The following is a 26,485-nucleotide window of genomic DNA, read 5'->3' as shown; positions in this document are numbered from 1 at the left end:
CTCTTGCCAATCCGCATATTCTTGGTATTGTAGTCTCCCTGATTTCTTGTAACTTGCCATTTATTAAAAACCTCATTTGGATGGATATTAAAGTAGAAAAGAAATATTTGCTGGAAGCGCTTCAGCAGCACCTTAATTTAGATGGCTTTGAAAATGCAGATGAGCTGCAGGAAGCCTTAGAGGCCGCTCCTCAAATTTATGATCATTTTCCGGAACTTGTTGGATTTATTAAGTTTTGGAGGGCGCAGGAAGACAAATTAAATGTCATTTACATTGACTATGCCCTTCGTACGGGGAAAAATGCGGTGGATCAGGAAGGTTTTTATGAGTTCCTTTTGTTCGCTTATGAAAATGCTCGCGTGAAAATTGAAGGTTTAAGTTTACAAGAAGCCAGTGATAATGCTACTTTAGACTATATCTTAGGGCAAACAGAGGCGGAATCGGAAGGCTTGGAGTATAATTTTACTCCCTCGCAATGGACCCTGACCTTAAGTAACCTTTTGGAACTTTTCATCAGTAAGCAGGCTGATCTGCTAGAAGCTTATGAGGATTTCACAAGCAAGCAAGATGGCCAGTATGATTTCCATACTTATATGGGCGTGGTTTTTACTAAGGGTGTTTTAGAGAAAAACTGGCAAACGATGCGTCAGTATTCTGCTCCGGATGAGGAAGTTTTCCTTACCCTGGATCATATGGCGGTTTCTAGTCATATGTCGCAATTCCTGGATTATTTCCAAAAAATGGAGAAGAAGCTATACAAAGATTTTGAACGACTTCATGGTGATGATGATAAACGTTTTGAGGATTTTGCGGCACAGATCTATGTAGCATTTCAGTACCAAAGAGATTAATGATCCCGTAAAGGGAAAAATTTCCCAATATTGAGACCGAATCAATCTAGAACAACGGTTTATTGCTAAAAGACTGGTTTACAGTGGATGGCATGATTGTTGTTCATAGTTTAGCAGGTTGATGTTGGGTTAAAAGGCGAATGTGTTCTTAGAATGCAGTTCGCCTTTTTTTTTGGCCTTTATTTTTTAGAAGAGAAGCTGAACGAATGAATTACTTTTTTTCCATATTAATTAAGGGGTTCATTTTATGGTTTTTACTTTTTAAAGGGGCTGACCACAATTTGGTAGTTTGACTAACCAACCGCTTTTATTGCTTGTTTATTGATTTTTTGCGGCTATTCCCTTATTTTCCTTATGGAAGGAGAGGGATTTCATATTTACGCTATGGGATAGTTTTTCCCACATAAACTTTTTCAATATTGGGGCTATAATTATCCCATTGCAGCCAATTATGGTATTTTTGAGGGAAGGCCGTTTTAATTGTTAATTTTTATATCTCCACTAATTAATGGCTTTAATTTTTGAGTTTTAAGCATTAAATCCCTGTTTTTTTACGTTATGTATATTTTTTTAACGCCTTTTATAAAGTAATCTGCGTAAATTTTCCGCTATTTATTAAAAAAAGTTTTTTATAGTTCGGAAAGCTTTCTATATTAGTACTAAGCAAAAGGAGTAATACTCTATTTGCCTATTACACACACACACACAACTTACTTTACTTAAACTTACCTAACTAATGAAACATTATACCTTACTTATCTCGCATTTCACCGAATAGCAATCACACCAATTGATTTGTGATGCATTTTTTGCATTTTTTTAGCACTCGGTCCAGCGGAAACGCTGGTGGAATTTTGTGTATTTTTATCTAAGACGCATACCATCGATGGGCGTTATCGAAAAAGCAAAATTCGAATTTTGAATTCTTTGGGGATCACACCTCCCATAAATTACTTAAATTTTTAACCTTAACAGGTACATGAAACAACTTAACCTTTTAATGGCAGTAGTCATACTGCTATGTGGAACCACTATGTCTATGGCCCAAGGCCTGACCGTAAGTGGAACAGTAACCGCTGCTGAGGACGGCAATCCTATACCAGGCGTTAACGTGGTAGTAAAAGGAACCACTACCGGTACTGCAACTAATTTTGATGGCCAATTTACTTTGAATGTCCCGGGCGAGGATGCGGTATTGTCCGTCTCTTTCATTGGTTATACCGCCCAGGAAATTACCGTGGGCAAACAATCTGTAATCAATTTTGCTTTGGAAGCGGATGTAGAGCAGTTGAACGAAGTCGTGGTGACTGCTTTGGGTATTGAGAGAGCACAGGAGAGTTTGACTTACTCCATGCAATCTATTGACTCAGAAGGCCTGACCATGGCCAAAGACCCAAACGTTGCTAACTCTCTTTCCGGTCGCGTTGCCGGTATGCAATTGCAAAGAAGCGGCTCCGGTGCCGGTGGATCTGTGAAAATTAATTTGCGGGGTAATCGTTCGGCTTCCGGAAATAATAATCCTTTGATTGTAGTGGATGGTATGCCAATCGCTGGTAGCGGTGCCTCACAGCCAGGTTCATTGGAAGATCCGGGGCGTGATGGTGGTGATGGTTTCTCCAATATTAACCCGGAGGATATTGAAAGCATTAATGTGCTAAAAGGAGCTGCAGCCTCGGCGCTGTATGGGTCTCAGGCAGCAAACGGTGTAATTTTGATTACCACCAAAAGAGCAAAAGAAGGACAAACACGTGTTTCCTTTTCTTCAAACTTCATGACTGAGTCCGCCTACCTATATCCTGAAATGCAGACCAAGTATGATGCGAATGGCGATGCAATTTCCGGTGAAACGCCATTTACTGCTGATGATTTCTATCAAAATGGATCTACATGGGTAAACTCTATCTCTTTGGCGAGTGGAACGGATAAGTCCTCTTACTATTTATCCTATGCCAATACAGATGCAACGGGTATTATGCCGACCAATGAGTTCAGTCGTCATAACTTCACTTTCAATGCTTCTTCTAAGATGTTTGATGATAAGCTGGAAGTGAACACTACCGCCTTTTATATCACGCAAGAAGGAACGAATCGCCCTTCTTCTGGTACATATATGAACCCGATTTACAATGCTTATCTAACGCCTCGTACTTTGGGTCTGTCTACCATCAAGAATGATTATGAAGTTTTCGACTCCGGCCGTAACATATATGTACAGAACTGGGATTGGAACAATGTTTCTTCTGAAATCGCGAATGAAAACCCATACTGGATCTTGAACCGTGCCAAGGCAGAGGAGTCCAGAAAGCGTTTGATGTTGTTTGGTTCTGCAAAATATAATTTCAACGATTGGTTGTGGTTACAGGGACGTGCCTCTGTGGATCGTACAGCAGATATCTGGAACAGAAATGTACATGCAACCACCAATGCTATATATTTCGGTACGCATTCAGAAACGAATCTGCATCATGGTGGCTATTTCAGAGATGATTTTAATGTGCAGCAACTTTATGGAGATATGATTCTGAATGCTAATAAGAAATTCGGTGATATTTCTGTGAATGGTTTATTAGGAACGGCAGTTCGTGATGAGTTTTCGGAATTTCAGCAGGTAACTTCCGGTAAGCGTTCCATCGAAAAAACCAATATGTTTACCATGGCGAACCTTCCTACCGGAATGGTGCCGGTACTTACTCAGGCCCAGCGTCAGGTGCAGTCTGTTTTCGCTAGTGCGAATATTGGATATAGAGAAATGCTATTTTTAGATATTACCGGAAGAAATGACTGGTCTTCTACCTTACCGGCTGACAACAACTCTTATTTCTACCCATCTGTTGGATTGACAGGGGTAATTAACCAAATGGCGGATTTACCGGATGCTATTTCTTTGCTAAAGGTTCGTGCCAACTACACCATGCTTGGTAATGATGCGGCACCAGGACTGACGGTATTGCAACACCGTTTTGATGAAAATGGAAACTTTGTTTATGCAGATACTGCGCCTTTTGAAGATCTGAAACCGGAACTTTCAACCTCCATTGAACTTGGTGGTGAGTTGGAATTATTCCAGGGTAAATTTTACATGGATTTTAACTACTACAAAACCAACACCGTTAACCAGCTATTCCGTATTCAGGCACCTACCGGTGCAGATTACACCTATCAATATGTAAATGCTGGTGATATTGAGAACAGAGGTTTTGAATTGGCTATTAATGCGATGCCTGTATCTCAGGATAACTTCACCTGGACTACCGGATTGAACTTTGGTAGAAACGTGAACGAGGTAAAAGAATTGTATAAAGATGCTGCTGGTAATGAAGTATTGACCGAGATTATTACCAATGGAGGAAATACCAACTATAACCAAATTCTTCGTAAGGGTGGCCAGATTGGTGATATTGTGGTGTCTGATTTTATTAGAAATGCTGATGGTAGCATTGCTTACGCTCAAGATAACTCCGGAAATAATTTGGACTACCCAGCAGGAGCAGGAAACGCCTCTGTGGAAGAAGGAATTATTGCGAACAGTAACCCTAAATTATTAGCAGGTTGGACCAACTCCTTCACTTATAAAGGTATAAACTTAAACATGGTGATTGATGGGCGTTTTGGAGGTCAGGTATTAGGTTTGACGGATGCGTATATGGATCAGGTGGGTACCTCTGCACGATTTGGAGAAGTGAATGCTAATCCTGATGCCATTATCACGGTGGAAGGCAATACATTTAATGAGAGAAACTATTTGAATGCAGTTTCTGGTCGTACCGGTGTAACTTCAGAGTATCTTTATGATGCCACCAATATTCGTTTGAGAGAACTTTCTATCGGATATACCTTTAACAAATTGGGTCCACTTCATGACCTGACTGTATCTGCAGTTGGAAGAAACTTGTTCTTCTTCTATAATGACGCACCATTCGATCCAGACTTAGTTGTTTCTTCCGGTGGAATGGTACAAGGAGTACAGATGTTTGGTTTGCCTACTACTCGTAGCTTTGGATTTAACGTAAGAGTGAATTTCTAATTTTTTTGCGACATGAAAATGAATTTTAAAAAATATATGGCGGCTGGTTTTACGGCATTAACCCTTTTGGGAGCTTGTACCAGTGGTTTTGAAGATAAAAATCTGGATCCAAATAAAATTACTAATGATCAGGCCTATGCAGACTTTATCATTGTAACAGGATTCTTCCCTCAACTTTCCAGATCGGTTTATTATAATTTTGATAATTCTAACTGGAAGTGGCAGGTACAACAGAACTTAAATGGGGATGTATTTTCTGGTTATATGGCGCCTCCAACACCATTTGCCGGGAATGCCAATCAAACCCATTATCTGATGACCTGGAACCTATGGCCTTGGTTACTGGCCTATGAAAATATCATGCCTCCGGCAGCGAATATCGAGAAGTTGAAAGATGAGGCTGACCAACGCCTGTATGCGGCTTCTTTGGTTTTGAAAGTATTGGGCATGCACCGCATCACGGATATTTATGGTCCAATACCTTATAATAGTTATGGTTCTGATGCCGTTACTTTTGATGCACAATCGAGCATTTATGCTAAATTTTTCGAAGAGCTGGACCTGGCCATTGATTTGTTTGAGGCTAATGAAGGCGCAGATCCCATTCCGGCATTTATCCCGGCAGATGATTTATTCGGAGCTGACTTCGCCCAATGGAAAAAATTGGCAGCTTCTTTGAAATTGCGTTTAGCCATGCGGGTATCTGAGGTGGATCAGGCTTTGGCTCAAAAAATGGCGGAGGAGGCCATCGCTACCGGAGTTTTCGAAGGGCAGGAGCTTGCTCAGGTAGGGCAATCTACCAGTCCGATGATCAATCCATTGGCTACCATCGCTCATGGTTGGAATGATATCAAAATGGGTGCGGATATGGAGTCTATTTTGGGTGGTTTGAAAGACCCTCGCTTGGGCTATTATTTTACTACAGTGGGAGATAACGCTGGAGTGGAAGATGGAAGAACATTTGCGGGAATTCGTTCAGGGGTAAACCTTCCAGACAAGGCGGGTAGTCCATATACTGCTTACTCCGGGGTGAATCCAAACTATATTTCTCAAACCACGCCTGTAGTTCTAATGACAGCAGCAGAGGTTTATTTCTTACGTGCGGAAGCCGCTTTGAATGGTTGGAATGCAGGTGGATCAGCGCAAGATCTATATGAAATGGGCGTGCAGACTTCCTTTGATCAGCATGGTTTGGGTGATGCTTCTGCTTATTTAGCGGATGATACATCCGTACCTTCCGACTATACGGATCCTAATGAACTGACCGGAGGAAATGATTATGATATTGCCGCTGCTTCTCAGGTTAAAGTGAAGTATAATGCGAGTATGGCAAAGGAGCAAATTCTCACCCAAAAGTGGATAGCGATGTTCCCAGAAGGCATGGAAGCTTGGGCAGAATTTCGCAGAACAGGTTTCCCAAAGCTATTCCCGGTTAAATTTAACAAAAGTGCGGGTGAAGTGAATGAAGGAGATTTTATCAGTCGATTGGCTTACCCATCTCAAGAACGGGATAATAACCCCGATGCTTATGCCGATGGAGTAGCGAATCTTAAGTCCGATAATCCGGCTGCCTCTAAAGGTGATTCAGCAGGTTCACCATTATGGTGGGACGTAGACTAAGAAGTCCAATTTCAATAATTCAGATTTCCGCGGGCTGTAATGGCCTGCGGAATTTAGCGAATGGATTAAAATATTACTTATTGCTGAATTTTTCCTCATGGAATGGAAGGCAAATATTTGGGATGTCAAGATTTGGAATATTGGGGGATAGTCCGAATTAGGTCATACTGAAAGCCCCATTGATTGGATTGAATTAGGTTAGAAACCTTAGGTAAGAGGAAAACAGTAATTGTTTGGGACACTGTCAAATTTTGGCAGTGTTTTTTTATGGACGGGAAGTTATTTTTGAGGAGGAGATCGTCACATTTGTTGAGCATTTAACCACAAAGATTGAAAGTTATAAAAGAATCTACATCAACTTTTAAAGATTGAAAAACTATCGCCCTTCCAGATTAGTGGTATAGTCATATTAACGATATTGACGATGAAAACTGCTTATGTACTGGTGATGTTGGTTGTAATTTCTGGCATTGAACTCAAAGGGCAATTCCCTCCAAATGATATTTCCTTTCGGCATATAGAGGCCGGGCCACAGCATATTATGTATGCCCTTTGTGATGATAAGGAAGTCAATCTGGTCATCCAGAACCTTTCTTTTCAAAAGATGCACTTTGAATATGATTTTGAATTGACAGATGCTTATCATCAATATGCCGGTAAAATTGAAAATGTATCCGGTAGTCTTGATCCCGGTGAAAAACGAGCGTTTTCCCTCAGGCAAAGAAAGGTTTTTATTCGGGATTACCTTTACTTAAGGGTTTCGGATCGGCAGGAGATTTTTTCAACTGCTACCACTTTGGCAGAGGATTGGTAAAGCGGTTTCAAAATAATTTAAGGGATCACCCGATGGTAAAGATATCAGGTGGTCCCTTTTTAGTGGGATGACCGGGATGGAAAATGAATAACTTATTTTTTTTTGAGATCATTTTCCTATCAATACGGCGCTGTGCCATTGAAAAGCAATAAAGTTTGAAATAGGAAGCAACATCCTTATTTCGTTTTCCGATGGAATCAAATGAGCGTGGTGAAAATAATTTCACCAAAGATAACTGAGTAAGAGCGGGTTTAACAGCATACCATCCGGCTGCAAATTCGAATTATCGAAAGCGATTTTGGATAATTTCTCTACAATAGTGATGCTATTCTCTCAAAATAATCGGGTATCGCTTCTGCAATAATCAAATTTTCGCTACGAATTTTGGCTTGATAACACACTCTCAACAGTTTGTTGAAAACCTTTTGGGTAAGGTTGTGCTGCTAAAGATGTTTGAATCTGACAGGTAGGTACTTCATTTTCAGTAGGAGGCAATGCTCCTACTTACCTTTATCTTGTTTGGTAAGCAAGCCGAATAAACCGGCTTATTCAGGCTAAATCTCCCTTTAGCTTCAAGGCAGAATACATGTCGGAGTTTTTTCCATTTCGGTTTTTTGTTAAGAAAAAGATAAATGTGGAGCGGGCAAACTTATCCTATTCGGCCGATTAGAAAATCAGTAAAATCAAACTTTATAAACCGAAATAAAGCGCCTTAGGGTGACGCACTGGATCTGGTGGTAGATAATTGGGGTAAAAAGGAGGCATAGGGAATCAGATAATAAATTTGACTGATGAAGTAATATGCAATATCTTCGATTTTTTAATCAACAATTACGCGATGGCCGCTATTTTAAATTTTGCAATTTTCCCAATGGATAAAGGTTCAAATTTGGGAGACTACGTTAGTAAAGTCATTCAACACATCAGGGAGAGTGGGTTGGATTATCAGCTTACCCCTATGGGAACCATTATCGAAGCCCCCACCGTGGGTGAAGCCCTTAAAGTGGTAGAGGAGGCTTATGAAATTCTGGAGCCTATTTCTGATCGGATCTACTGCGTGATGAATATGGATGTGAAGAAAGACAAATCGGGACTGATAAAAGGGAAGATTGCTTCCATTGAAGAACGCATCGGGGAGGTGAATAAATAATCAGTGAAAAAGCATCAAAAGCGGTTAATCCTTAGCGGGTTTAATCGCTTTTTTACTTGAAGGGCTATCCGGTTTTTCTATTAGAGGAAATAGGGTTGGTATGGTATTAGAGATTGATTAAAAGTCTCAGGCTATGGGGTTAGCCTTTAACCGCCTTAAAAAGCTGATAACTCCTGTTTTTGAATCGTCAGAAAAGATCTTTCAATGGGAAAGGTGTAGCTGATGGAATGTTAATCAAAAATGGTAGTTGTCATGGAATATACACATGAAGTAACTGAGGTGGAATGCGTCGCCAGAGGCGCCAATCATGGAGCCGCTCCAATTCCGATGGAAGGAAAATGGGTGCAGGCCACAGAAGTCAATCAAATTTGCGGATTATCACATGGGATAGGTTGGTGTGCCCCGCAGCAAGGTGCCGCTAAATTAACCCTCAATGTAAAGAATGGCATCATTCAGGAGGCCATGATCGAAACCATCGGTTGTACCGGTATGACGCATTCGGCGGCCATGGCTTCCGAAATTTTACCTGGAAAAACCATCCTCGAAGCTTTAAATACGGATTTGGTATGTGATGCCATAAATGTGGCGATGCGGGAAATTTTCACCCAATTTGTTTATGGAAGAACCCAAACCGCCTTTTCTGAAGGTGGCTTGCCGGTAGGTGCTGGTCTGGAGGATTTAGGGAAAGGGCTGAGAGGCGTGACAGGAACGTTGTACGGCACCATAAGCAAGGGGCCGCGTTATCTGGAAGTAGCCGAGGGATATGTGACCCAACAAGCTCTGGATGAGGATGGCGAAATTATCGGTTATGCTTATGTAAATATGGGCAAGATGATGGCGGCCATTAAAACAGGAATAAGTGCAAAGGAGGCACTGAAATCGGCTTCAGGTACTTATGGTCGGTTTGCCGAAGGTGTAAAATTTATTGATCCCCGAAAATCCTAAAGTCATGCCCTTATTTGAAAATTATGAACGTCGTATTGATCAGATCAATCAGACATTGTCCAAATATCAAATCGCCTCTTTATCTGCCGCCAGAGAAATGTGCTATGCTGCCGGCATTCAGCCTGATGAGCTGGTCCGTCAGATTCAACCCATTGCCTTTGAAAATGCTTCCTGGGCTTATACCCTGGGCGCTGCCCTGGCACTTAAGCAAGGCTTGCGTCAGCCGGAAGAAATAGCAAGTACTATCGGAAAAGGGCTGCAGGCCTTTTGTATTCCCGGCTCGGTGGCTGATCAGCGAAAGGTGGGCATAGGACATGGTAATTTGGCTGCGCGGCTTTTGAAGGAAGAAACCCAATGTTTCGCTTTTTTGGCGGGTCATGAGTCTTTTGCGGCGGCCGAAGGCGCTATTGGCCTGGCAATGTCTGCCAATAAAGTTCGAAAAACACCTTTAAAAGTAATCTTGAATGGCTTAGGGAAAGATGCGGCCAAGATTATTGCCCGAATAAATGGGTTTACTTACGTCCAGACGAACTACAATTACTATACGGGCGAATTAACAGAAGTGGGACGTAAAGCCTATTCCAAAGGGCCGCGGGCGCAGGTGTTATGTTATGGCGCCAATGAGGTGAGGGAAGGGGTAGCGATTATGCATCGCGAGGAGGTAGAGGTCTCCATCACAGGGAATTCGACTAATCCTACCCGTTTTCAGCACCCAGTAGCGGGGACCTATAAAGCGGAGCGCTTTCATATGGGCAAGGCCTACTTTTCCGTGGCCTCAGGTGGTGGTACTGGCCGCACTTTGCATCCCGATAATATGGGAGCAGGGCCAGCATCCTATTGCATGACCGATACCATGGGGAGAATGCATGCTGATGCACAGTTTGCGGGTTCCTCCTCAGTGCCCGCTCATGTGGAGATGATGGGCTTGATTGGAATGGGGAACAACCCGATGGTGGGCGCCACTGTCGCTTTGGCGGTAGCCATTGCTCAACGGTAAAAAAAACCAAGCGGTGGGAAATATTAGCTCACCGCTTGGTTGATGGTTTTTTTATTTAAAGGAATCCCTGCTGTATTCAGGAAGTCTTTAAAAGTGGAATTTGTCGGAGTGTTACGGTTGGTTTCACTGATGGTTAAAAGCTCAAATTGGGGCAAGCTTGCTTGCTCCTCATTCATCTGCTTCGTTGTAGAAAACTCGAAAATAGAAAACTATTCCTTCATTTTACCCACCTTGTAGCTAAACGAGGAAGGAAGTATGAATAATCCGGGTTATGCATGAAATCATTTCGAATTTGCAGCCGGATGGTGCGTTTATTAAATACGCTATTAGGCGCTTTTTCCTATTAATTTATGGTTGGGTCTTCTCTTTTTGAAGGTGGAGCATCCACTTTACGCCAAATTTATCATGCAGCATGCCGAATTTGGCGCCCCAAAAGGTGTCGTTCAGTGGCATAATAACTTTTCCTCCTTTGGAAAGGGCTTCGAAAACTTTAGCCTGTTCGGTTTCCTCTTCAAAGTTTACATTTAGCGTCACATGCCCCCCTTCCAGTATGGGATTGCCGTTCATATTGTCGGAGGCCATCAGGTGGATTCCTTCTGCCTTGATTTCCGCATGCATAATCTGGTCTTTCATTTCCTCCTTGCAATCCATTGGGGATTCGCCAAAGGTTTGCTTGGTCAGGTAGCTTCCGCCGAACACTGTATTATAAAAGTCTAAGGCGGCTTCTGTTTGTCCGTCGAAAGTGAGGTAGACACCTAGTGTTTTCATAGGGATGGAATTTATATGTTGATCAGTCGTCTGTGGTAATTGATTTGTCCTCTGTGATAAGTTAGATGACTGAGCAAATGTTGCATAAAATAAGCGGTAGACATCGGCTTGCCAAATACTTCTATAGGGTATGGGGCGCCCCAATCGGCCTCCGGAATTTGGGGCAGTGTTTCCTGAATGAGGCTTTTAACACGGTCGATTTCAGAGATTAATTCCTGCAAGGGGACGTTCTTTATGGCAAATTCTGCTTTTCGGTCGCGGACATAACCATTTTTTGCCAGAACGGCCCCGATAAAATGATTAAGATTGCCCAATAAGTGGGTGGCTAAATTTCCTGCCGAGTTTTTTATTTCTCCTTTAGTCAGCCAAAGTTGGTCTTCAGCCTCGGTATAAGCTTCTAATTCTTCCTGAAGTTGCTCTAAATTACCAATAAATAAAGCGCAAAGACTTTCTATGAAAATATTGCAATGGGTGGTGGCTTGAGGTAGCATTATTTAGTTTTGATTTTTTACACAGATAAAATAAAGTTTTTTTTAAAGTATTTAGATGATTTTATTAATCATAACCTAATTTTTATCTGACACGAATCAGGTAATTAGTTTACAATAATGAGGTAAATCATTTTTTGAGAAAAAACTGATCTATGTTATTTTCGCTATACAGATGGTCGTAAAAAAATGCAATTTTGAAAATTAATGAAAATTGTATTTTTCTAATAAATTTAGCTTAAGCTTAAACAAATAAAAGCCCTCCTCCAAAAACAATATCGGAAGAGGGCTGAAATTTCATTTTTTGAATATGTAAAAATGAAAAAACATGCTTTTGGACTGCTGGATTGGGCTAATTTTACTCCTTTAATTCTTGTTCATAAGCCTCCAAAAGTTCATTGGCAGCCGTAATGGGGAGTCTTACTTCTTTCATCACTTCCTGCTCCAGACCGCTGATTTTATCCGCCACAACAGGGTGGTGATAAAAGCGCTGTTTTAGTTCCTGAGCGATCCATTCGTGCATCCAGTGCTTGTTTTGCTCTTGTCGGTTATGCTGGAACCAGCCGTCAATCTTCATTTTTTCGGTGAACTCACAGATTAATTGCCAGGCCTCTGCCATGCCCCATCCTTCATAACTGGAGGCCGTCATTACTTTCGGGCTCCAGTCTTTATCCGTAGGCGGAAACATGTGAAGGGCGTTCTGGTACTGTCGCATGGCCATTTTTGCCTTTTCCTGATTACCGGAATCGGCTTTGGTGATCACCATGCCGTCACACATTTCCATAATGCCCCGCTTGATGCCCTGAAGCTCATCTCCGGCCCCTGCCAGCATTAATAGCAGGAAGAAGTCTACCAGCTGGCTAACCGCTACTTCAGACTGTCCAACTCCCACGGTTTCAATCAGAATAACATCATAACCTGCCGCCTCGCAGAGTAACATGGTTTCTCTGGTGCGGGCGTGTAAACCTCCCAGGGAGCTTCCTGCTGCAGAGGGGCGAATGTAGGCATTCGGATTATTGGCCAAAGTTTCCATTCGGGTTTTATCCCCCAGAATGGAGCCTCGGGTGCGCTGTGAGCTAGGGTCAATGGCTAATACGGCGATCTTTTTACCTTTATTAATGAGTTCTTCACCGAAAGCCTCAATAAAAGTACTCTTGCCAACTCCGGGAACACCCGTGATACCAACTCTGAGTGATTTGCCGGTATGGGGCATAATTTGTTCCAGCAATTTTCGGGCGGTGAAATTATCACTTTTCAAAGTTGATTCCACCAAAGTGATTGCCTGGCTTAAAGCTACCCGATCTCCTTTTAAGATGTTGGTAGCGAGTAGATTAGTATCTATTTTTCTTTTTCTTATTCTTACTTTATCCTTCATTGTGATAAGGATTTTATAGTTTACTGATCTATATCAGTTGAATGAAATAAAATGGCGTGTACTTTTATGCCGTTCTTAAAAAGGGAGTTGAAATTTAGCGTTTATTTGGAATTTTTCAAATTACAATCGATAAGGGCTGATTTTTTATCTTCAAATAATAATTTTTATTCAATATGGATATTAAAAAGATTGAGCACATTGGCATTGCGGTTAAAGATTTAGAGGCCTCAAAAAAGTACTATGAAGAAGTATTGGGTCTGGAGTGTTATGCCGTGGAAGAAGTAGCTGATCAGAAAGTGAAAACTGCATTTTTTATGGTGGGGGAGACCAAAATTGAGTTATTGGAATCCACACAGCCAGATGGCCCTATCGGTAAATTTATCGAGAAGAAAGGGGAAGGTATCCATCACCTAGCGTTTGCAGTGAACAATATTGAGGGTCAGTTAGCAGAAGCTAAAGAGAAGGGCGTTCGTTTGATTGACGAAACACCAAGAAGTGGCGCTGAAGGTTTGGATATTGCTTTCTTGCACCCAAAATCTACTCACGGAGTATTGACGGAACTTTGTGAGGATAAAAACAAGTAAAATATCAGCACTGTAGGAGGCTGATTTTTTTTTATATCTTTTTAACGCCTGGGTTAGAATTTAATCAAGGAAAATTAACTATCAATATGTCCATTAACAGCGAAAAAATCCGAGAATTAGTAGAGAAACGGGCTGAGGCACGCTTAGGTGGGGGAGAAAAGCGTATTGAAAAGCAGCACGCGCAGGGTAAGTTTACCGCACGTGAGCGTATCAATATGCTTTGTGACGAAGGTAGCTTTGAGGAGTACGATATGTTTGTGACCCACCGAACCAAGAGTTTCGGTTTGGATAAGCAACAGTATTATTCTGACGGGGTAGTAACGGGCCGCGGAACCGTAGATGGTCGCGTAATTTTTGTTTTTGCCCAGGATTTCACCGTATTCGGGGGATCTTTATCAGAGACTTTTGCAAATAAGATTTGTAAGATCATGGATCAGGCCATGAAGGTGGGAGCACCGGTAATTGGTCTGAATGACTCCGGAGGAGCCCGTATTCAGGAAGGGGTTCGTTCATTGGCGGGTTATGCCGAGATCTTCCAACGTAATATTATGGCTTCCGGAGTGATCCCGCAGATTTCCGGTATCTTTGGCCCATGTGCGGGTGGTGCGGTTTATTCTCCGGCACTGACGGATTTCATCCTGATGACCGAGGATACTTCTTATATGTTCGTAACCGGACCAAAAGTAGTGCAGTCTGTAACCGGTGAGGTGATTACCACGGAGGATTTGGGAGGTGCACGTGTACACTCTACGAAATCTGGCGTTTCTCACTTTGTTGCACAGAATGACGAAGAAGGGATCATGTTGATCCGCAAGATGCTGAGCTATATGCCTTCCAACAATTTGGAAGAGCCGCCGGTATTGGAATGTGACGATGCGATCGACCGTTTGGAAGATTCATTGAATGAGATCATTCCGGATAACCCGAACCAGCCTTATGATGTGCTGGATGTGATCCATGCGATTGCCGATTATGGCGAATTTTTAGAAGTTCAACGTAACTTTGCCAAGAACATTTGTATCGGATTTGCCCGTTTCAACGGTCGTCCGGTAGGTATTGTAGCCAACCAGCCAAAATTCTTGGCTGGGGTATTGGACATTCAGTCCTCTATTAAAGCAGCGCGTTTCGTAAGATTCTGTGATGCCTTCAACATTCCAATCGTTACTTTGGTAGACGTACCAGGCTTCTTGCCGGGTTCTGGTCAGGAGTACGGCGGAATTATCACCCATGGAGCGAAATTGTTGTTTGCTTATGGTGAAGCAACGGTACCGAAAATTACCATCACTTTGAGAAAATCCTATGGTGGAGCACATGATGTAATGTCTTGTAAGCAATTGCGTGGTGATTTGAACTATGCATGGCCTACTGCAGAGATTGCAGTAATGGGTGCTAAAGGTGCTGTAGAGGTCCTTGAAGGTCGAAATATCCGTGGTATTGAGGATAAAACGGAGCGTGCGAAATTCATCCAGGAGAAGGAGGATGAATATTCAACCAAATTTGCCAATCCATATTTGGCGGCAAAATACGGTTTTATTGATGATATTATCGAGCCAAGAAATACTCGTTTCCGTATCATTCGTGCTTTGGAAGGTTTGTCTACTAAGAAAGAGCTGAACCCACCGAAGAAACACAGTAACATGCCACTTTAAATTAATCGTCTATGCCAGTTCAAGATTATGCAGCAGCTCACCCCATGGAGGAGGGCTGGATTATACTTGCCGTTGGGATGACGATGATATTTTTGTCCCTATGCCTGTTGTTTGTAGTGTTTGGTAAAATCCTTCCTTGGGTTCTAGGCCTGTTGGAGGGTAAGCCAAAGGTAAAAATGAATGTAGAGACCGGGGACGGTAGTTCCCGCCAGGAAGATATGTCCGGGGAAGTCGCTGCAGCCATTGCGGCAGGTGTTTACCAGTTTTTGGATGCGGCCCATGATGACGAGAACACGATTCTGACCATCGACAAGGTGAAGAAGAATTACTCGCCGTGGAGCTCCAAAATTTACACTACTCACACTAATTATTTTGGCAAATAGAGTTTTTTAAGGCCACAGCTATGAAAGATTATAAATTTAAAATTAACGATAACGACTACGAGGTTAAGATTAAAAGGGCTGAGGGGAGTGAGATTCAGTTAGAGGTGAACGGAACGTCGTATACCGTACAGATGGAGAAGGAAGTGAAAACTTCCAAAACGCCTACCTTGAGTCGTAAGCCGACCGGTGTGGAACAGCCAAAGCCGGCTGTGAAAGCAGCAGGTGCTGGTGGAGCAGTGAAGAAAGTGGAGGCACCTCTTCCTGGTGTAATTATGAGTATTGCCGTTCAGGAAGGCGATACCGTAAGTGTTGGAGACCAATTGCTGACGATGGAAGCCATGAAAATGGAAAACACCATTATGGCGGAGATCTCCGGTACCATCACTTCCATTAAAGTTAATCCTCAGGATTCTGTATTACAGGGGGATATTTTGGTAGAAATTTCTTAATCCCTGTATTTATGAAAAAGTTTAAAACCGTAATGGGGGCATTGGCAATTCTTGTAATTGCCGGCGCCTTCGGAGGATTTTTAAATGCTTTTGCTGCCAGTAGCCAGGCTGCTGTAGCGGCAGGCGAAGCCACTACTTTTTGGGGAGAGGCCTTTAATGGCGCCATGGATTTCTTGGGCAAAACCGGCTTTGCACAGGTGGAGCTTGGAAATATCCTGATGATCACCATTGGCTTAATCTTTATCTTCCTGGCCATTCGTTTTGATTACGAGCCATTATTATTGGTACCTATTGGTGCCGGGGTGGTGATTGGTAATATCCCGGGCGGAGCCGGCGTATATATGGATGGTTCTGTGATGAATTATTTATACTTCGGGGTAACTAAGGGAATCTATCCACCGCTGATCTTCTTGGGGATCGGGGCGATGACGGATTTCTCCACTTTGATCGCCAATCCAAAGCTGATGCTTTTGGGGGCCGCTGCTCAGATCGGGGTCTTTGGAACCTTCATCGGCGCGATTGCCTTAGGGTTCTCCTTACAGGAAGCCGGAGCAATTGGTATCATTGGGGGTGCGGATGGTCCTACTTCTATCTTCCTGGCGTCGAAATTGGCACCGGATTATGTAGGAGCAATTGCCATAGCCGCTTACTCTTATATGGCCTTGGTACCGGTGATTCAACCGCCAATTATGCGATTGTTGGTGCCGAAGAAAGAGCGTACCATTCGCATGAAGCCACCAAGAGTAGTTTCTCCACGTGAGAAGATACTTTTCCCTATCATCGGATTGTTGCTGACTACTTTCATTTCACCATCCGCATTGCCACTGTTAGGAATGTTGTTCTTTGGTAACTTATTGAAAGAGTCCGGCGTAACTGAAAGATTGGCGGAAACGGCCAGAACGAAGATGATTGACATCGTGACCATTTTGTTGGGCCTTACCGTGGGTGCTTCCACTCAGGCTTCGGTTTTCTTAACGGCTGATTCCATCAAGATCTTTGTTTTGGGTGCAATTTCCTTCTGTGTAGCGACGGCTGGTGGATTGATCTTCGCTCGTTTCATGAACTTGTTCCTGAAAGGCGACAACAAAATCAATCCTTTGATTGGAGCGGCAGGGGTTTCTGCCGTACCGGATTCAGCACGTGTGGTTCAGCATGAAGGGATCAAGTATGATTCCTCCAACCACTTGTTGATGCATGCCATGGCGCCTAATGTGGCTGGGGTAATTGGATCAGCAGTGGCGGCAGGTATTATGCTTTCATTCTTAGTGAACTAAGGCTCACTTTTTTGTAAGGGCCGGGCATTGCCGATCCGGCCCATTGATCAAACCAAATAGTTTTTTAATTATGGCTAATTTTGTAAAAGATGCTGCGGAAGCAGTAAAATTGATAAAATCCAACGATCGCGTATTACTTCATGCGGGATCGGCAACTCCACAAGCTTTGGCTAAAGCGATGACGGAGCGTCATGAGGAGTTAAGAAATGTGGAAGTGGTACACATCCACACCGAAGGTTATGCTGAATATGCAAAGCCGGAGTATTCTGAAAGCTTCAAATGTTCTGCATTTTTCTTGGGAGGTAATATCCGTAAGTCGGTAGACGAAGGTTATGCGCAGTATAACCCGGTATTCCTTTCTGATATTCCGGTATTGTTCCGCAACGGTACTATTCCGATTGATGTGGTATTGTTGAACGTTTCTCCTCCGGATAAGCACGGTTACTGTTCTATGGGGGTATCTGTAGACGTGATGGTGGGTGGTGTAGAAACTGCAAAGGTTTTGATTGCACAAATCAACCCGAATATGCCACGTTGTATGGGAGATGGTATCATTCATATCGACCGTTTCGATGCTTGTTTCGAGATTGATGAGCCGATTTATGAATTGAAAGCACCAGCGGCCAGTGAAATTGAGCAGCGTATTGGTAATCATATTGCGGAGATGATTCCGGATGGCGCTACCTTGCAAATGGGTATCGGTGGTATTCCAAATGCGGTATTGAATGCTTTGGGTAACCATAAGGATTTGGGTGTGCATACGGAGATGTTCTCTGAAGGCCTTCTTCCATTGATGGAAAAAGGGGTGATCAATAACAGCAAGAAGCATATCATGCCGGGTAAAATCGTTTCTGGTTTTGCCATGGGTACGCGCAAGTTGTATGACTTCATGGATGACAATCCGGAAGTTTGGATGATGGACATCCAGTTTGTGAATGATACGGCTGTGATTCGTCAGAACCCATCCGTTATGGCGATTAATTCTGCATTGCAGGTAGACTTAACCGGTCAGATCTGTGCAGATTCTATCGGAACGCGTATGTATTCCGGTGTAGGTGGTCAGATGGACTTTATGCGTGGTGCAGCACTTTCTGCAGGTGGTAAAGCCATTTGTGCATTGCCAGCCATTACGCCAAAAGGTATTTCCAAAATCTGTAATACCCTGAATGAGGGTGCCGGTGTGGTAACTACTCGTGCGCATGCGCAATACGTTGTAACAGAGTACGGTGTAGCGGTTTTAAAAGGCCGTAACTTAGCGCAAAGAGCAAAAGCATTGATTGACGTAGCGCATCCGGATGCACGTGAAGAGCTGGAAAGAGCAGCGCGTGAGCGTTTCGGTAAAAGCTTTGTGACATTTAATTAATTGAAATCCAGGGGAAAGATTTTTTTTACTTTCCCCCAACAAATATTTTGCATTATGGCAGAGGAAAAACTATTCCAGGAATTTTCTCCGGTAAGCAAGCAGGAGTGGATCGATAAAGCGACCGCTGACCTGAAAGGCGCCTCATTTGATAAGGTGCTTCGGAAGAAAACCATTAATGGTAATGTACAGGATCCATATTTTGCTCCAGAAGATGTGGACACTACTATTGATTGGAGTCAATTGAAAAATTTGATCCCGGCAAATCAGGATGCTGAGCAAGGTCCAAGAGATTGGGTCAATTATCAAAAAATTACCGTTGCAGACGAAGTAGAAGCCAACAAAATGGCGCACAAGCTTTTGGGCTTTAGCGTTACCGGCCTGATCTTCGATTTGCAAAGCAGCAGAGCCAACTGTAAAAAGGTGGATTTTGCAGCACTATTAAAAGGAATCAAATGCGATGCATTGGCCATTTCTTTCACGGGTGTTTGTTGTGCAGAGGTGGTGGAAGGCTACTTCGCACAGGTAAAAGCACAAGGGGATGAGGTGAGCAAATTGTTCGGTTTTATCGCTTATGATCCGATTGCTACTTTTACAACCGGTGGTAAACTGGAGGAGCAGTGGAAAGAAGAATTGGTGAAAGTTCACCAGCTAACGGCCGCTTCGCCGAATTTGAAATCTTTGACCATCAGTGGTCAGGAGTTCGTAAATGCCGGTGGTTCTCACGTCCAGGATATTGCTTTCACTTTGAATAAGTGGGTGCAGGTATTGGATGTATTAACAGAGGCAGGCGTTACGATTGAGGAAGCGGTGAAGAACACCCATTTCTTAATGGGCGTGGCGACAGACTACTTCCACGAATTAGCGAAGTTCCGTGCATTCCGTTTGTTGGCGCATGAGATTGCTGGCGAATACGGTGCAAACTTCCCGACTTCCGCTTTTGAAATTACAGCGATTTCTTCGCTTTGGTCTAAGTCTTTCTTAGACAGCAACGTAAACATGTTGCGTAATACTACAGAGGCCATGTCCGCTATTTTGGGTGGTGTGGATGCCATCTGTATTCTTCCTCACAACGAAATGTTTGAAGCCCCTACTGCGATGACGCACCGTATTGCTTTGAACCTTTCACACATGTTGAAAGAGGAATCTTATTTTGATAAAGTAGTAGATCCGGCTGCCGGTTCTTACTATATCGATAACTTAAGTACCTATTTGGCGAAGGAAGCTTTGGCATTGTTCCAAAGAGTAGAAACTGCTGGTGGATTCCTGAAAGCTTTTGATGAGAAAGTGGTGCAGGCAGAAATCAAAGAAGTTCGTGAATTCCAGGAGAAACTGATTCGTCAGCGTCGTCAGGTATTTGTAGGTACCAACCGTTATCCTAACATGATGGAGCAATTGGATCCTGCCAAATATGTGGAATGTGCTGATGCGGAAGATCACCTGCAGCCACGCTATGCCGGTCAGACTTTCGAAGCGATGAGAATGGCTACGGAGAAATTTGTGGCAGAAGGCAATGAGCGTCCGAAGGTATTCTATGCGCTTTATGGTAACCTGGCGATGCGTCGTGCACGTGCTAACTTCGCAGGGGAGTTCTTAAGTACTGCCGGATTCGATTCTGATGAGGCTTATTTTGATGATGCGGTAACTGCTGCGAAGGAGTCTGCACAGAAAGGTGCTCAGATCGTAGTGATTTGTGCTTCGGATGAGGATTATACCGCGTCTGCGGAAGCATTCGTGAAAGAGTTCCGTGCAAATGACTTGCACACTACCCTCCTTTTGGCGGGTAATCCTACCGATGTAGCGGACAAGCTTACGGCTGCCGGATTGAACGGATTTGTTCACGTTCGTACCGACATCGTTTCCACGCTTACTGATCTTCAAAGAATTTTGGACATTGTAAAATAGGCAGATCATGAAACCAGATTTTTCAAACATCAAAATAGAAGGTTTGAAGGCCACTCCGGAAGAAGTGATCTTCGCCAACAATAACTGGGATACTGCAGAGCAGATTCCGGTAAAACCATCTTTCACTAAGGAAGATATTGCGAATATCGAGCACGATAAATTTGCTGCCGGATTGCCTCCATTCCTGCGCGGACCATACTCTACCATGTATTCTTCGCGTCCATGGACCATCCGTCAGTATGCAGGTTTCTCTACTGCGGAAGAGTCTAATGCATTCTACAGAAGAAACCTGGCTGCGGGTCAGAAAGGACTTTCTGTAGCATTTGACTTAGCAACTCACCGTGGTTACGATTCAGATCACCCACGTGTAGTAGGTGATGTAGGTAAGGCCGGTGTGGCGATTGATTCGGTGGAGGATATGAAAATCCTTTTCGATCAGATCCCATTGGATAAAATGTCTGTTTCCATGACCATGAACGGTGCTGTATTGCCGGTATTGGCATTCTACATCGTGGCAGCAGAAGAGCAGGGCGTTTCCAAAGAGAAATTGGCGGGTACCATCCAGAACGACATTTTGAAGGAGTTCATGGTACGTAACACCTACATTTACCCACCAGCACCTTCTATGAAAATTATCGGTGATATTTTCGCTTATACCGCGCAAAATATGCCGAAATTCAACTCTATCTCTATTTCCGGTTACCATATGCAGGAAGCCGGTGCTACAGATGATATCGAGTTGGCCTATACTTTGGCTGATGGTTTGGAGTACATCCGTACCGGTTTGAAATCCGGTTTGACCATTGACCAGTTCGCACCACGTTTGTCCTTCTTCTGGGCAATCGGTATGAACCACTTCATGGAGATCGCTAAAATGAGAGCGGGTCGTATGTTGTGGGCGAAAATGGTGAAGGAATTTGAGCCGAAGAATCCAAAGTCGATGGCTTTGCGTACGCACTCTCAGACTTCCGGTTGGTCTTTGACGGAGCAGGATCCGTTTAACAACGTAGGTAGAACTGCCATTGAGGCGATGGGTGCCGCTTTGGGGCATACGCAGTCTTTGCACACCAACGCATTGGATGAGGCGATTGCCCTTCCAACGGATTTCTCCGCACGTATTGCGCGTAACACGCAGTTGTTCATTCAGGATGAAACCAACGTTTGCCGCGTGGTGGATCCATGGGCAGGTTCGTACTATGTGGAGTATTTGACGCATAAGATTGCGCACCGTGCATGGGAGCACATTCAGGAAGTAGAGAAACTGGGCGGTATGGCGAAAGCGATCGAGACCGGTATTCCAAAACTTCGTATTGAAGAGGCTGCTGCACGTAAGCAAGCAAGAATTGACTCTGGTAAGGATACCATTACCGGTGTAAATAAATACCGCGTAGAAGAAGATACCGATATTGAGGTATTGGATGTGGATAACACCGCAGTAAGAGAGTCTCAGGTGGCGCGTCTGCAGGCATTGCGTGCAAATCGCGATACGCAGGCGGTAGAAGCTGCTTTGGAAGCACTTTCTAAATGTGCGGAAACAGGAGAAGGTAACCTGTTGGAATTGGCCGTAGATGCAGCGCGTCTGCGTGCTTCCTTAGGGGAAATCTCTGATGCATTGGAAAAACATTTTGGTCGTCATAAGGCTGTCATTAAAACTGTATCCGGCGTGTATTCAAAAGAAGCTGCAGATAATGCGAAATTCCAGGAAGCCCGTGAGTTAGCCGACAAATGGTCTCAGATGGATGGTCGTCGTCCAAGAATCATGGTCGCTAAAATGGGTCAGGATGGTCACGATCGTGGCGCGAAAGTAGTGGCCACTTCTTTTGCTGACCTTGGTTTTGATGTGGATATGGGTGCCCTTTTCCAAACACCGGAAGAGGTTGCGCGTCAGTGTGTGGAGAATGATGTTCACGCAGTGGGTGCATCTTCCCTTGCCGCTGGTCACAAGACTTTGGTACCACAGCTGATCGAAGAATTAAAGAAATTGGGTAGAGAGGATATCCTGGTATTTGCCGGTGGTGTAATTCCACAGCAAGATTATGATTACCTGTACGAAAACGGCGTTGCCGCAATTTTCGGCCCTGGTACCGTAATTCCGGAATCCGCTGTGACCCTACTGAATCTGATGTTTGACAGATTCACTGAAGAAGAATAGCCCCGTCTATTATTTATATTTCGTTCTGGTAAAACAGAGCGTTGCTGTTTGTGGATAAGCCCGGTTGAAAGACCGGGCTTAATTTGTTTATGGGGGAAAATTTCAGACCGAAGGATAGCTTGTTGTTTTTCGTGGAGTGCTGGTGTTTGAGAGTGAGGAGTGGGCTGGACGCGAGATGGAAACCACGAATGCACACGAATTAGCACTAATTTTTTTATGGAGAAAGTGCTTTTACATTTCTGGTTTTTGTGAGCAGTGTGAATATCACTATGCCCCATAGAATTTTAAGCCCTGAGAGCCCGGTCGTTTCGCCACGCAGCATTATTACTAAACTTCCAGGTTTGGTGTGCAAAGACTAACAACTGGAGGATAGTGACTTATTGCAAAGACATAACAACCTCCATAATTAACAATTGATCATAGTTTACTGGATAAAAATCCATGTAATTATCTGTTTGATATATATTATGTGATTTTTCTTTAATTTTGTCGCTAGTAATGAATTTCATTTCTTTTTCTTCAATAAATTTTAATGGGAATAAATCCTTCTTAATGTATATCGCAAAGTAAATTCCTTCATAAAATACCCAAATATAATCTTTTTCGAACGCAAGCATATTAATTATATGCTCATCATATATCTCGATATAAGTTCCCCCATTTTCATCTACACATTTCTGAGTAGCACACATTATACAAACCACCCCAATATCTACTTCCTCCGATTTTCTATTTTCGAAAATATTATTGTTGGCCAAATAAGAATCTAAAATAGGTTTCAATTTGAATTCCACTTTCTGTAATCGCTCATTCTGAGCATAAGAACACGATAAAAAGACAAGTAATAAGGAAATCGTACCAAAAATTTTGATCATTGTAAAATTTGTTGCATGTCCGCGACTAGTTTTAGTTCCTGTTACAGCAAACATCACCAAGACCAACCACTAAGTTTTTTAAAACTCTGTGAGCCCGGTCATTTCTCCGCACAACATTATTACTAAACTCCCAGGTTTGGTGTGCAAAGACTAACGACCAGTGGATATTGGAAGCTTCCCGTTTCAAACAAAGATTTTCAGAAAGTCTAAAACGCACAAGCCACTTCTTTCCTCCTCTGGTCTTAGTGTTACAGTGAGCAGTGCGAACATCACTAAGACTACGTACTAAATATAAAACCTTGTGGACTTGGTCGTAGTTGCCGCGCTAGGTCTTTACAAGACCTTGAATTGCGGCAAGCGAAGACTAACGACCAGTGGAGACTTGGTGCCGATGTGCTAGGGAACTATATCAAACTTAGTGCTGAATTATTATCTTATTTTTATTTATTATCTCAATAGTGTCTTTTTCCAGGATAGCGAAAAAACTTAATGTTTTTGATACCTCTTCCATCTTTTTGAAGTAAGAAACATTAAACTCTACATCCGGATAAATTATGTTTGAATACAAATACATTGTTTTGTATTCATTAGGTAGCAAAAAGTATTCATTATTTATATCTAAATAGTCGTAATAGAAAACGCTTGTTGCTTCCTGATCATCAGTTGTGAAATTACAATGAATGGTAATATTTTCGAAATATCCTAATATAAGCGTGTCTTGGGTATTATTATGGATAGAGAGGTGAGCGGATAATACAGGCCCCATCCATAATGGATCTATTTCATCATCCATATACAAATTGGAAATTTTCACTTCTCTTAAATTGAATATCTGCGTAAAACCTGTATTAGCTATGAATAAGCTAAATATTACTGTAATTAATATTTTAACACTCACCTGAAATTCTCCTTATATGTAAAACTTTTTTTGATTTTGGCTTGCTCGGATGGCTTTTCGCTCCTTTGGGCTTAGCTTTACTACAAGCATCACAGCTCCTCTTCCATTAAACATTTTTTCATCCACCAATATGGGTGCCCATTTTAACGGCAGCAGTTAGCTGAATTTTAAAATGGCATTAGATTGCAGTTGTCCTTTTGATTTGTATCGACTTAAAACGCACAAGCCACTTCTTTCCCGTCAAAAGCAATCCCCATGCACATAATTTCGGTTTTTCCATGGCCGTTTAATTCTGCTACATATTGCTGCTCATGAATCTGATCCAGGGCAGATTGGGCCAGCTCCTCTAAACTCTCTTCAATGTCAAGGTTCTTTTTCTTAAACTCCAAAATCCATCCTTTGGGATTGTTCTGGTCTTTAGGGTAGATGATCAGATCAGCACGACCTATGCCCGATTCGCGATTCGATTTCACATGGTAATACTGATTCAAATGCGCCATGGTGCCGAGCATAAAGGCATGGTAAATTTTTTCCGGTAAAAAGCCCTTCTTACCAATATCAAAAAAGCTGAAGGAATGGAGCATATAGCGTTTCAACGCATTCGCAAAAGTCTTGGGTTGTTGCTCGAGCAATGCATCCAATAGTTCGTTATTACTGACTTGTTCCGAGGCATTCAAATAACGTTTCAATAAGCGTTTATAAGCCGTCTGCACCTCCGCATTGGGGATGCGAATGTTATATTCCAGGGTCTCTCCACTATGCGGTAAATGGCTGGCGGTCAGATAACCACTAAAAAGCAATAAGCCTAACACCGTCTCCGCCTCGGCTTGTTCCAAATCCTGAAAGATGGTATGATCCGCAATTGTAGCCTTGACGCTTTTCCCCTCGGTCAGATCAAAAAGCAGTTCTTGTGCTTTGGCGTTGACTTTGGGTAAAATTTCTTTGATCAATCCATCGGAGGAGGTGTTGACCCAGTATGGGCGTAGTCCTGTTTCATGACGAGAAACAAAATTAAGGATTGACCAGGGATTGTAGATTTTTTCTAGCTGTCCGAAGGTGTATCCATTATACCAGTCCGCTACATTTTGACGATCGGTGCCGTAGCCCGCATCGTTCAATAACTGGTCGACCTCAGGCTGTGTGAGACCGAATTTATCCGCAAACTCATAATCCAGAATGGAATAAGTTGCCAGATTATTCAGTCCGGAAAAGATGTCTTCTTTTGCCACACGCAAAATACCCGTGATCACTCCTTTAGTGATGAGATCCTTGTCCTTGAAACCAGCAGAAAGGAAATTCCGCATAAAACTCACCATTTCCGACAAATAGCCATGTTCGTGAGCCGCATGAATGGGCGCGTCGTATTCATCAATCAGGAGGATGGGGGCGATGCCGTGGTGTTTCCCTAACATCTTACTCACCTCTCTTAAGTAATCTTCCAGGTCAAAAATATCCGCCTCTCCCTTTCTCAAGTTCAAAATGTATTCTTTATCCAAATCATCCAGTTGATTTGAAGTAAATAAATAGCCGTATTTTCTACTAACATCTCTTCTTAATTCTTTGAGCAACTTTGAAATGGCCTGTTCAAATGTGGCCATCTTCAAATCCTTAAAGGTCAGAAAAATCACCGGATATTTCCCTTGAAGCTTCCATTCTTCTGAATGTTCAATGGCCAGGCCCGAAAACAAAGCTCGGAATTTTTCTGCATGATCAATATCGAAAAAATAGCTCAGCATACTCATGTTCAGCGTTTTCCCAAAACGACGAGGACGTGGTAACAACAAAGTCTGCGCATTATTATGCATCAGCTCTTCGATGAAGAGCGACTTGTCGATGTAGTAGGCATCCTCGTTGCGTATTTGTCGGAAATCGGACTGGCCGATGGGAAGTCTTTTCATGCTTCTTACTTTATATGGCAAGTTAA

At 42.9% G+C, this 26,485-nt stretch carries 21 protein-coding genes and 1 riboswitch; of the genes, 15 read left to right on the top strand and 6 right to left on the bottom strand.

Annotated elements, in window-relative coordinates; all coding sequences use genetic code 11:
- Positions 1-80 precede the first annotated feature (80 nt).
- The 7 genes from AAA970_RS20875 to AAA970_RS20845 all read left to right on the top strand — a co-directional run bounded on the left by AAA970_RS20875 (position 81) and on the right by AAA970_RS20845 (position 10,401).
- Complete coding sequence (locus AAA970_RS20875; RefSeq protein ID WP_338238826.1) at positions 81-851, top strand: hypothetical protein; 771 nt, start codon at positions 81-83, stop codon at positions 849-851.
- A gap of 979 nt (positions 852-1,830) precedes the next feature.
- Positions 1,831-4,875 (top strand): TonB-dependent receptor domain-containing protein, encoded by a 3,045-nt coding sequence (locus AAA970_RS20870; protein ID WP_338238825.1) that lies wholly within the window; start codon positions 1,831-1,833, stop codon positions 4,873-4,875.
- 12 nt (positions 4,876-4,887) lie between these two features.
- Entirely contained in the window at positions 4,888-6,495 is a 1,608-nt protein-coding gene (locus AAA970_RS20865; protein ID WP_338238824.1) for a SusD/RagB family nutrient-binding outer membrane lipoprotein, read from the top strand.
- A 424-nt stretch (positions 6,496-6,919) separates the two neighbouring features.
- Positions 6,920-7,309, top strand: coding sequence for a hypothetical protein (locus AAA970_RS20860; RefSeq protein WP_338238823.1), 390 nt, complete (start codon positions 6,920-6,922; stop codon positions 7,307-7,309).
- Positions 7,310-8,147: 838 nt separating this feature from the next.
- Positions 8,148-8,459, top strand: coding sequence for an MTH1187 family thiamine-binding protein (locus AAA970_RS20855; RefSeq protein WP_338238822.1), 312 nt, complete (start codon positions 8,148-8,150; stop codon positions 8,457-8,459).
- Positions 8,460-8,579: 120 nt separating this feature from the next.
- Positions 8,580-8,642, top strand: a riboswitch (Fluoride riboswitch).
- 69 nt (positions 8,643-8,711) lie between these two features.
- On the top strand, positions 8,712-9,404 hold the full coding sequence (locus AAA970_RS20850; protein WP_338238821.1) for an iron-sulfur cluster assembly scaffold protein: 693 nt from the start codon (positions 8,712-8,714) through the stop codon (positions 9,402-9,404).
- 4 nt (positions 9,405-9,408) lie between these two features.
- Positions 9,409-10,401, top strand: a complete 993-nt coding sequence (locus tag AAA970_RS20845; protein ID WP_338238820.1) for a GGGtGRT protein — start codon at positions 9,409-9,411, stop codon at positions 10,399-10,401.
- Between the two features lie 348 nt (positions 10,402-10,749).
- Here the strand turns inward: AAA970_RS20845 and AAA970_RS20840 are convergent, their stop codons facing one another.
- The 3 genes from AAA970_RS20840 to meaB all read right to left on the bottom strand — a co-directional run bounded on the left by AAA970_RS20840 (position 10,750) and on the right by meaB (position 13,032).
- On the bottom strand, positions 10,750-11,169 hold the full coding sequence (locus AAA970_RS20840) for a VOC family protein (protein WP_338238819.1): 420 nt from the start codon (positions 11,167-11,169) through the stop codon (positions 10,750-10,752).
- Positions 11,170-11,180: 11 nt separating this feature from the next.
- A complete protein-coding gene (locus AAA970_RS20835) occupies positions 11,181-11,660 on the bottom strand; it encodes a DinB family protein (protein ID WP_338238818.1) in 480 nt (159 codons plus the stop codon).
- A gap of 355 nt (positions 11,661-12,015) precedes the next feature.
- On the bottom strand, positions 12,016-13,032 hold the full coding sequence (gene meaB, locus AAA970_RS20830) for a methylmalonyl Co-A mutase-associated GTPase MeaB (RefSeq protein ID WP_338238817.1): 1,017 nt from the start codon (positions 13,030-13,032) through the stop codon (positions 12,016-12,018).
- 173 nt (positions 13,033-13,205) lie between these two features.
- Here meaB and mce point away from each other — a divergent pair, with 173 nt between their 5' ends.
- The 8 genes from mce (at position 13,206) to scpA (ending at position 22,788) form a co-directional block, all read left to right on the top strand.
- Complete coding sequence (gene mce, locus AAA970_RS20825) at positions 13,206-13,616, top strand: methylmalonyl-CoA epimerase (protein WP_338238816.1); 411 nt, start codon at positions 13,206-13,208, stop codon at positions 13,614-13,616.
- An 86-nt stretch (positions 13,617-13,702) separates the two neighbouring features.
- A complete protein-coding gene (locus tag AAA970_RS20820) occupies positions 13,703-15,265 on the top strand; it encodes an acyl-CoA carboxylase subunit beta (RefSeq protein WP_338238815.1) in 1,563 nt (520 codons plus the stop codon).
- 11 nt (positions 15,266-15,276) lie between these two features.
- Positions 15,277-15,648 carry an OadG family protein gene (locus tag AAA970_RS20815; RefSeq protein WP_338238814.1) on the top strand — a complete coding sequence of 124 codons (372 nt, stop codon included), beginning with the start codon at positions 15,277-15,279 and terminating at the stop codon, positions 15,646-15,648.
- Positions 15,649-15,668: 20 nt separating this feature from the next.
- A complete protein-coding gene (locus tag AAA970_RS20810) occupies positions 15,669-16,097 on the top strand; it encodes an acyl-CoA carboxylase biotin carboxyl carrier protein subunit (protein WP_338238813.1) in 429 nt (142 codons plus the stop codon).
- An 11-nt stretch (positions 16,098-16,108) separates the two neighbouring features.
- The gene (locus tag AAA970_RS20805) at positions 16,109-17,371 is read left to right on the top strand and encodes a sodium ion-translocating decarboxylase subunit beta (RefSeq protein WP_338238811.1); all 1,263 of its coding nucleotides are present in this window, start codon (positions 16,109-16,111) and stop codon (positions 17,369-17,371) included.
- Between the two features lie 70 nt (positions 17,372-17,441).
- On the top strand, positions 17,442-18,734 hold the full coding sequence (locus tag AAA970_RS20800) for an acetyl-CoA hydrolase/transferase C-terminal domain-containing protein (RefSeq protein WP_060689491.1): 1,293 nt from the start codon (positions 17,442-17,444) through the stop codon (positions 18,732-18,734).
- A 54-nt stretch (positions 18,735-18,788) separates the two neighbouring features.
- The gene (locus tag AAA970_RS20795; protein WP_338238810.1) at positions 18,789-20,636 is read left to right on the top strand and encodes a methylmalonyl-CoA mutase family protein; all 1,848 of its coding nucleotides are present in this window, start codon (positions 18,789-18,791) and stop codon (positions 20,634-20,636) included.
- 7 nt (positions 20,637-20,643) lie between these two features.
- The gene (scpA, locus tag AAA970_RS20790) at positions 20,644-22,788 is read left to right on the top strand and encodes a methylmalonyl-CoA mutase (RefSeq protein ID WP_060689489.1); all 2,145 of its coding nucleotides are present in this window, start codon (positions 20,644-20,646) and stop codon (positions 22,786-22,788) included.
- 377 nt (positions 22,789-23,165) lie between these two features.
- Here scpA and AAA970_RS20785 read toward each other — a convergent pair whose 3' ends face one another.
- The 3 genes from AAA970_RS20785 to AAA970_RS20775 all read right to left on the bottom strand — a co-directional run bounded on the left by AAA970_RS20785 (position 23,166) and on the right by AAA970_RS20775 (position 26,459).
- Positions 23,166-23,717 (bottom strand): hypothetical protein, encoded by a 552-nt coding sequence (locus AAA970_RS20785; protein WP_338238809.1) that lies wholly within the window; start codon positions 23,715-23,717, stop codon positions 23,166-23,168.
- A gap of 361 nt (positions 23,718-24,078) precedes the next feature.
- Complete coding sequence (locus AAA970_RS20780; RefSeq protein ID WP_338238808.1) at positions 24,079-24,456, bottom strand: hypothetical protein; 378 nt, start codon at positions 24,454-24,456, stop codon at positions 24,079-24,081.
- 317 nt (positions 24,457-24,773) lie between these two features.
- Positions 24,774-26,459: an AAA family ATPase gene (locus tag AAA970_RS20775; protein ID WP_338238806.1), complete on the bottom strand. Its 1,686-nt coding sequence runs from the start codon at positions 26,457-26,459 to the stop codon at positions 24,774-24,776.
- Positions 26,460-26,485 lie beyond the last annotated feature (26 nt).

This window comes from Persicobacter diffluens (assembly GCF_036244895.1).
Taxonomy (GTDB): Bacteria; Bacteroidota; Bacteroidia; order Cytophagales; family Cyclobacteriaceae; genus Persicobacter; species Persicobacter diffluens.
The sequence above is the reverse complement of the archived record's forward strand: the minus strand, read 5'-3'. Positions and strand labels throughout refer to the sequence as shown.

What these genes read in the sequence shown, in the direction of transcription:
- AAA970_RS20875 (WP_338238826.1), top strand. Translation starts at nt 81, where the DNA reads ATGGATATTAAAGTAGAAAAGAAATATTTGCTGGAAGCGCTTCAGCAG.
- AAA970_RS20870 (WP_338238825.1), top strand. Translation starts at nt 1,831, where the DNA reads ATGAAACAACTTAACCTTTTAATGGCAGTAGTCATACTGCTATGTGGA.
- AAA970_RS20865 (WP_338238824.1), top strand. Translation starts at nt 4,888, where the DNA reads ATGAAAATGAATTTTAAAAAATATATGGCGGCTGGTTTTACGGCATTA.
- AAA970_RS20860 (WP_338238823.1), top strand. Translation starts at nt 6,920, where the DNA reads ATGAAAACTGCTTATGTACTGGTGATGTTGGTTGTAATTTCTGGCATT.
- AAA970_RS20855 (WP_338238822.1), top strand. Translation starts at nt 8,148, where the DNA reads ATGGCCGCTATTTTAAATTTTGCAATTTTCCCAATGGATAAAGGTTCA.
- AAA970_RS20850 (WP_338238821.1), top strand. Translation starts at nt 8,712, where the DNA reads ATGGAATATACACATGAAGTAACTGAGGTGGAATGCGTCGCCAGAGGC.
- AAA970_RS20845 (WP_338238820.1), top strand. Translation starts at nt 9,409, where the DNA reads ATGCCCTTATTTGAAAATTATGAACGTCGTATTGATCAGATCAATCAG.
- AAA970_RS20840 (WP_338238819.1), bottom strand. Translation starts at nt 11,169, where the DNA reads ATGAAAACACTAGGTGTCTACCTCACTTTCGACGGACAAACAGAAGCC.
- AAA970_RS20835 (WP_338238818.1), bottom strand. Translation starts at nt 11,660, where the DNA reads ATGCTACCTCAAGCCACCACCCATTGCAATATTTTCATAGAAAGTCTT.
- meaB (WP_338238817.1), bottom strand. Translation starts at nt 13,032, where the DNA reads ATGAAGGATAAAGTAAGAATAAGAAAAAGAAAAATAGATACTAATCTA.
- mce (WP_338238816.1), top strand. Translation starts at nt 13,206, where the DNA reads ATGGATATTAAAAAGATTGAGCACATTGGCATTGCGGTTAAAGATTTA.
- AAA970_RS20820 (WP_338238815.1), top strand. Translation starts at nt 13,703, where the DNA reads ATGTCCATTAACAGCGAAAAAATCCGAGAATTAGTAGAGAAACGGGCT.
- AAA970_RS20815 (WP_338238814.1), top strand. Translation starts at nt 15,277, where the DNA reads ATGCCAGTTCAAGATTATGCAGCAGCTCACCCCATGGAGGAGGGCTGG.
- AAA970_RS20810 (WP_338238813.1), top strand. Translation starts at nt 15,669, where the DNA reads ATGAAAGATTATAAATTTAAAATTAACGATAACGACTACGAGGTTAAG.
- AAA970_RS20805 (WP_338238811.1), top strand. Translation starts at nt 16,109, where the DNA reads ATGAAAAAGTTTAAAACCGTAATGGGGGCATTGGCAATTCTTGTAATT.
- AAA970_RS20800 (WP_060689491.1), top strand. Translation starts at nt 17,442, where the DNA reads ATGGCTAATTTTGTAAAAGATGCTGCGGAAGCAGTAAAATTGATAAAA.
- AAA970_RS20795 (WP_338238810.1), top strand. Translation starts at nt 18,789, where the DNA reads ATGGCAGAGGAAAAACTATTCCAGGAATTTTCTCCGGTAAGCAAGCAG.
- scpA (WP_060689489.1), top strand. Translation starts at nt 20,644, where the DNA reads ATGAAACCAGATTTTTCAAACATCAAAATAGAAGGTTTGAAGGCCACT.
- AAA970_RS20785 (WP_338238809.1), bottom strand. Translation starts at nt 23,717, where the DNA reads ATGTTTGCTGTAACAGGAACTAAAACTAGTCGCGGACATGCAACAAAT.
- AAA970_RS20780 (WP_338238808.1), bottom strand. Translation starts at nt 24,456, where the DNA reads ATGGATGATGAAATAGATCCATTATGGATGGGGCCTGTATTATCCGCT.
- AAA970_RS20775 (WP_338238806.1), bottom strand. Translation starts at nt 26,459, where the DNA reads ATGAAAAGACTTCCCATCGGCCAGTCCGATTTCCGACAAATACGCAAC.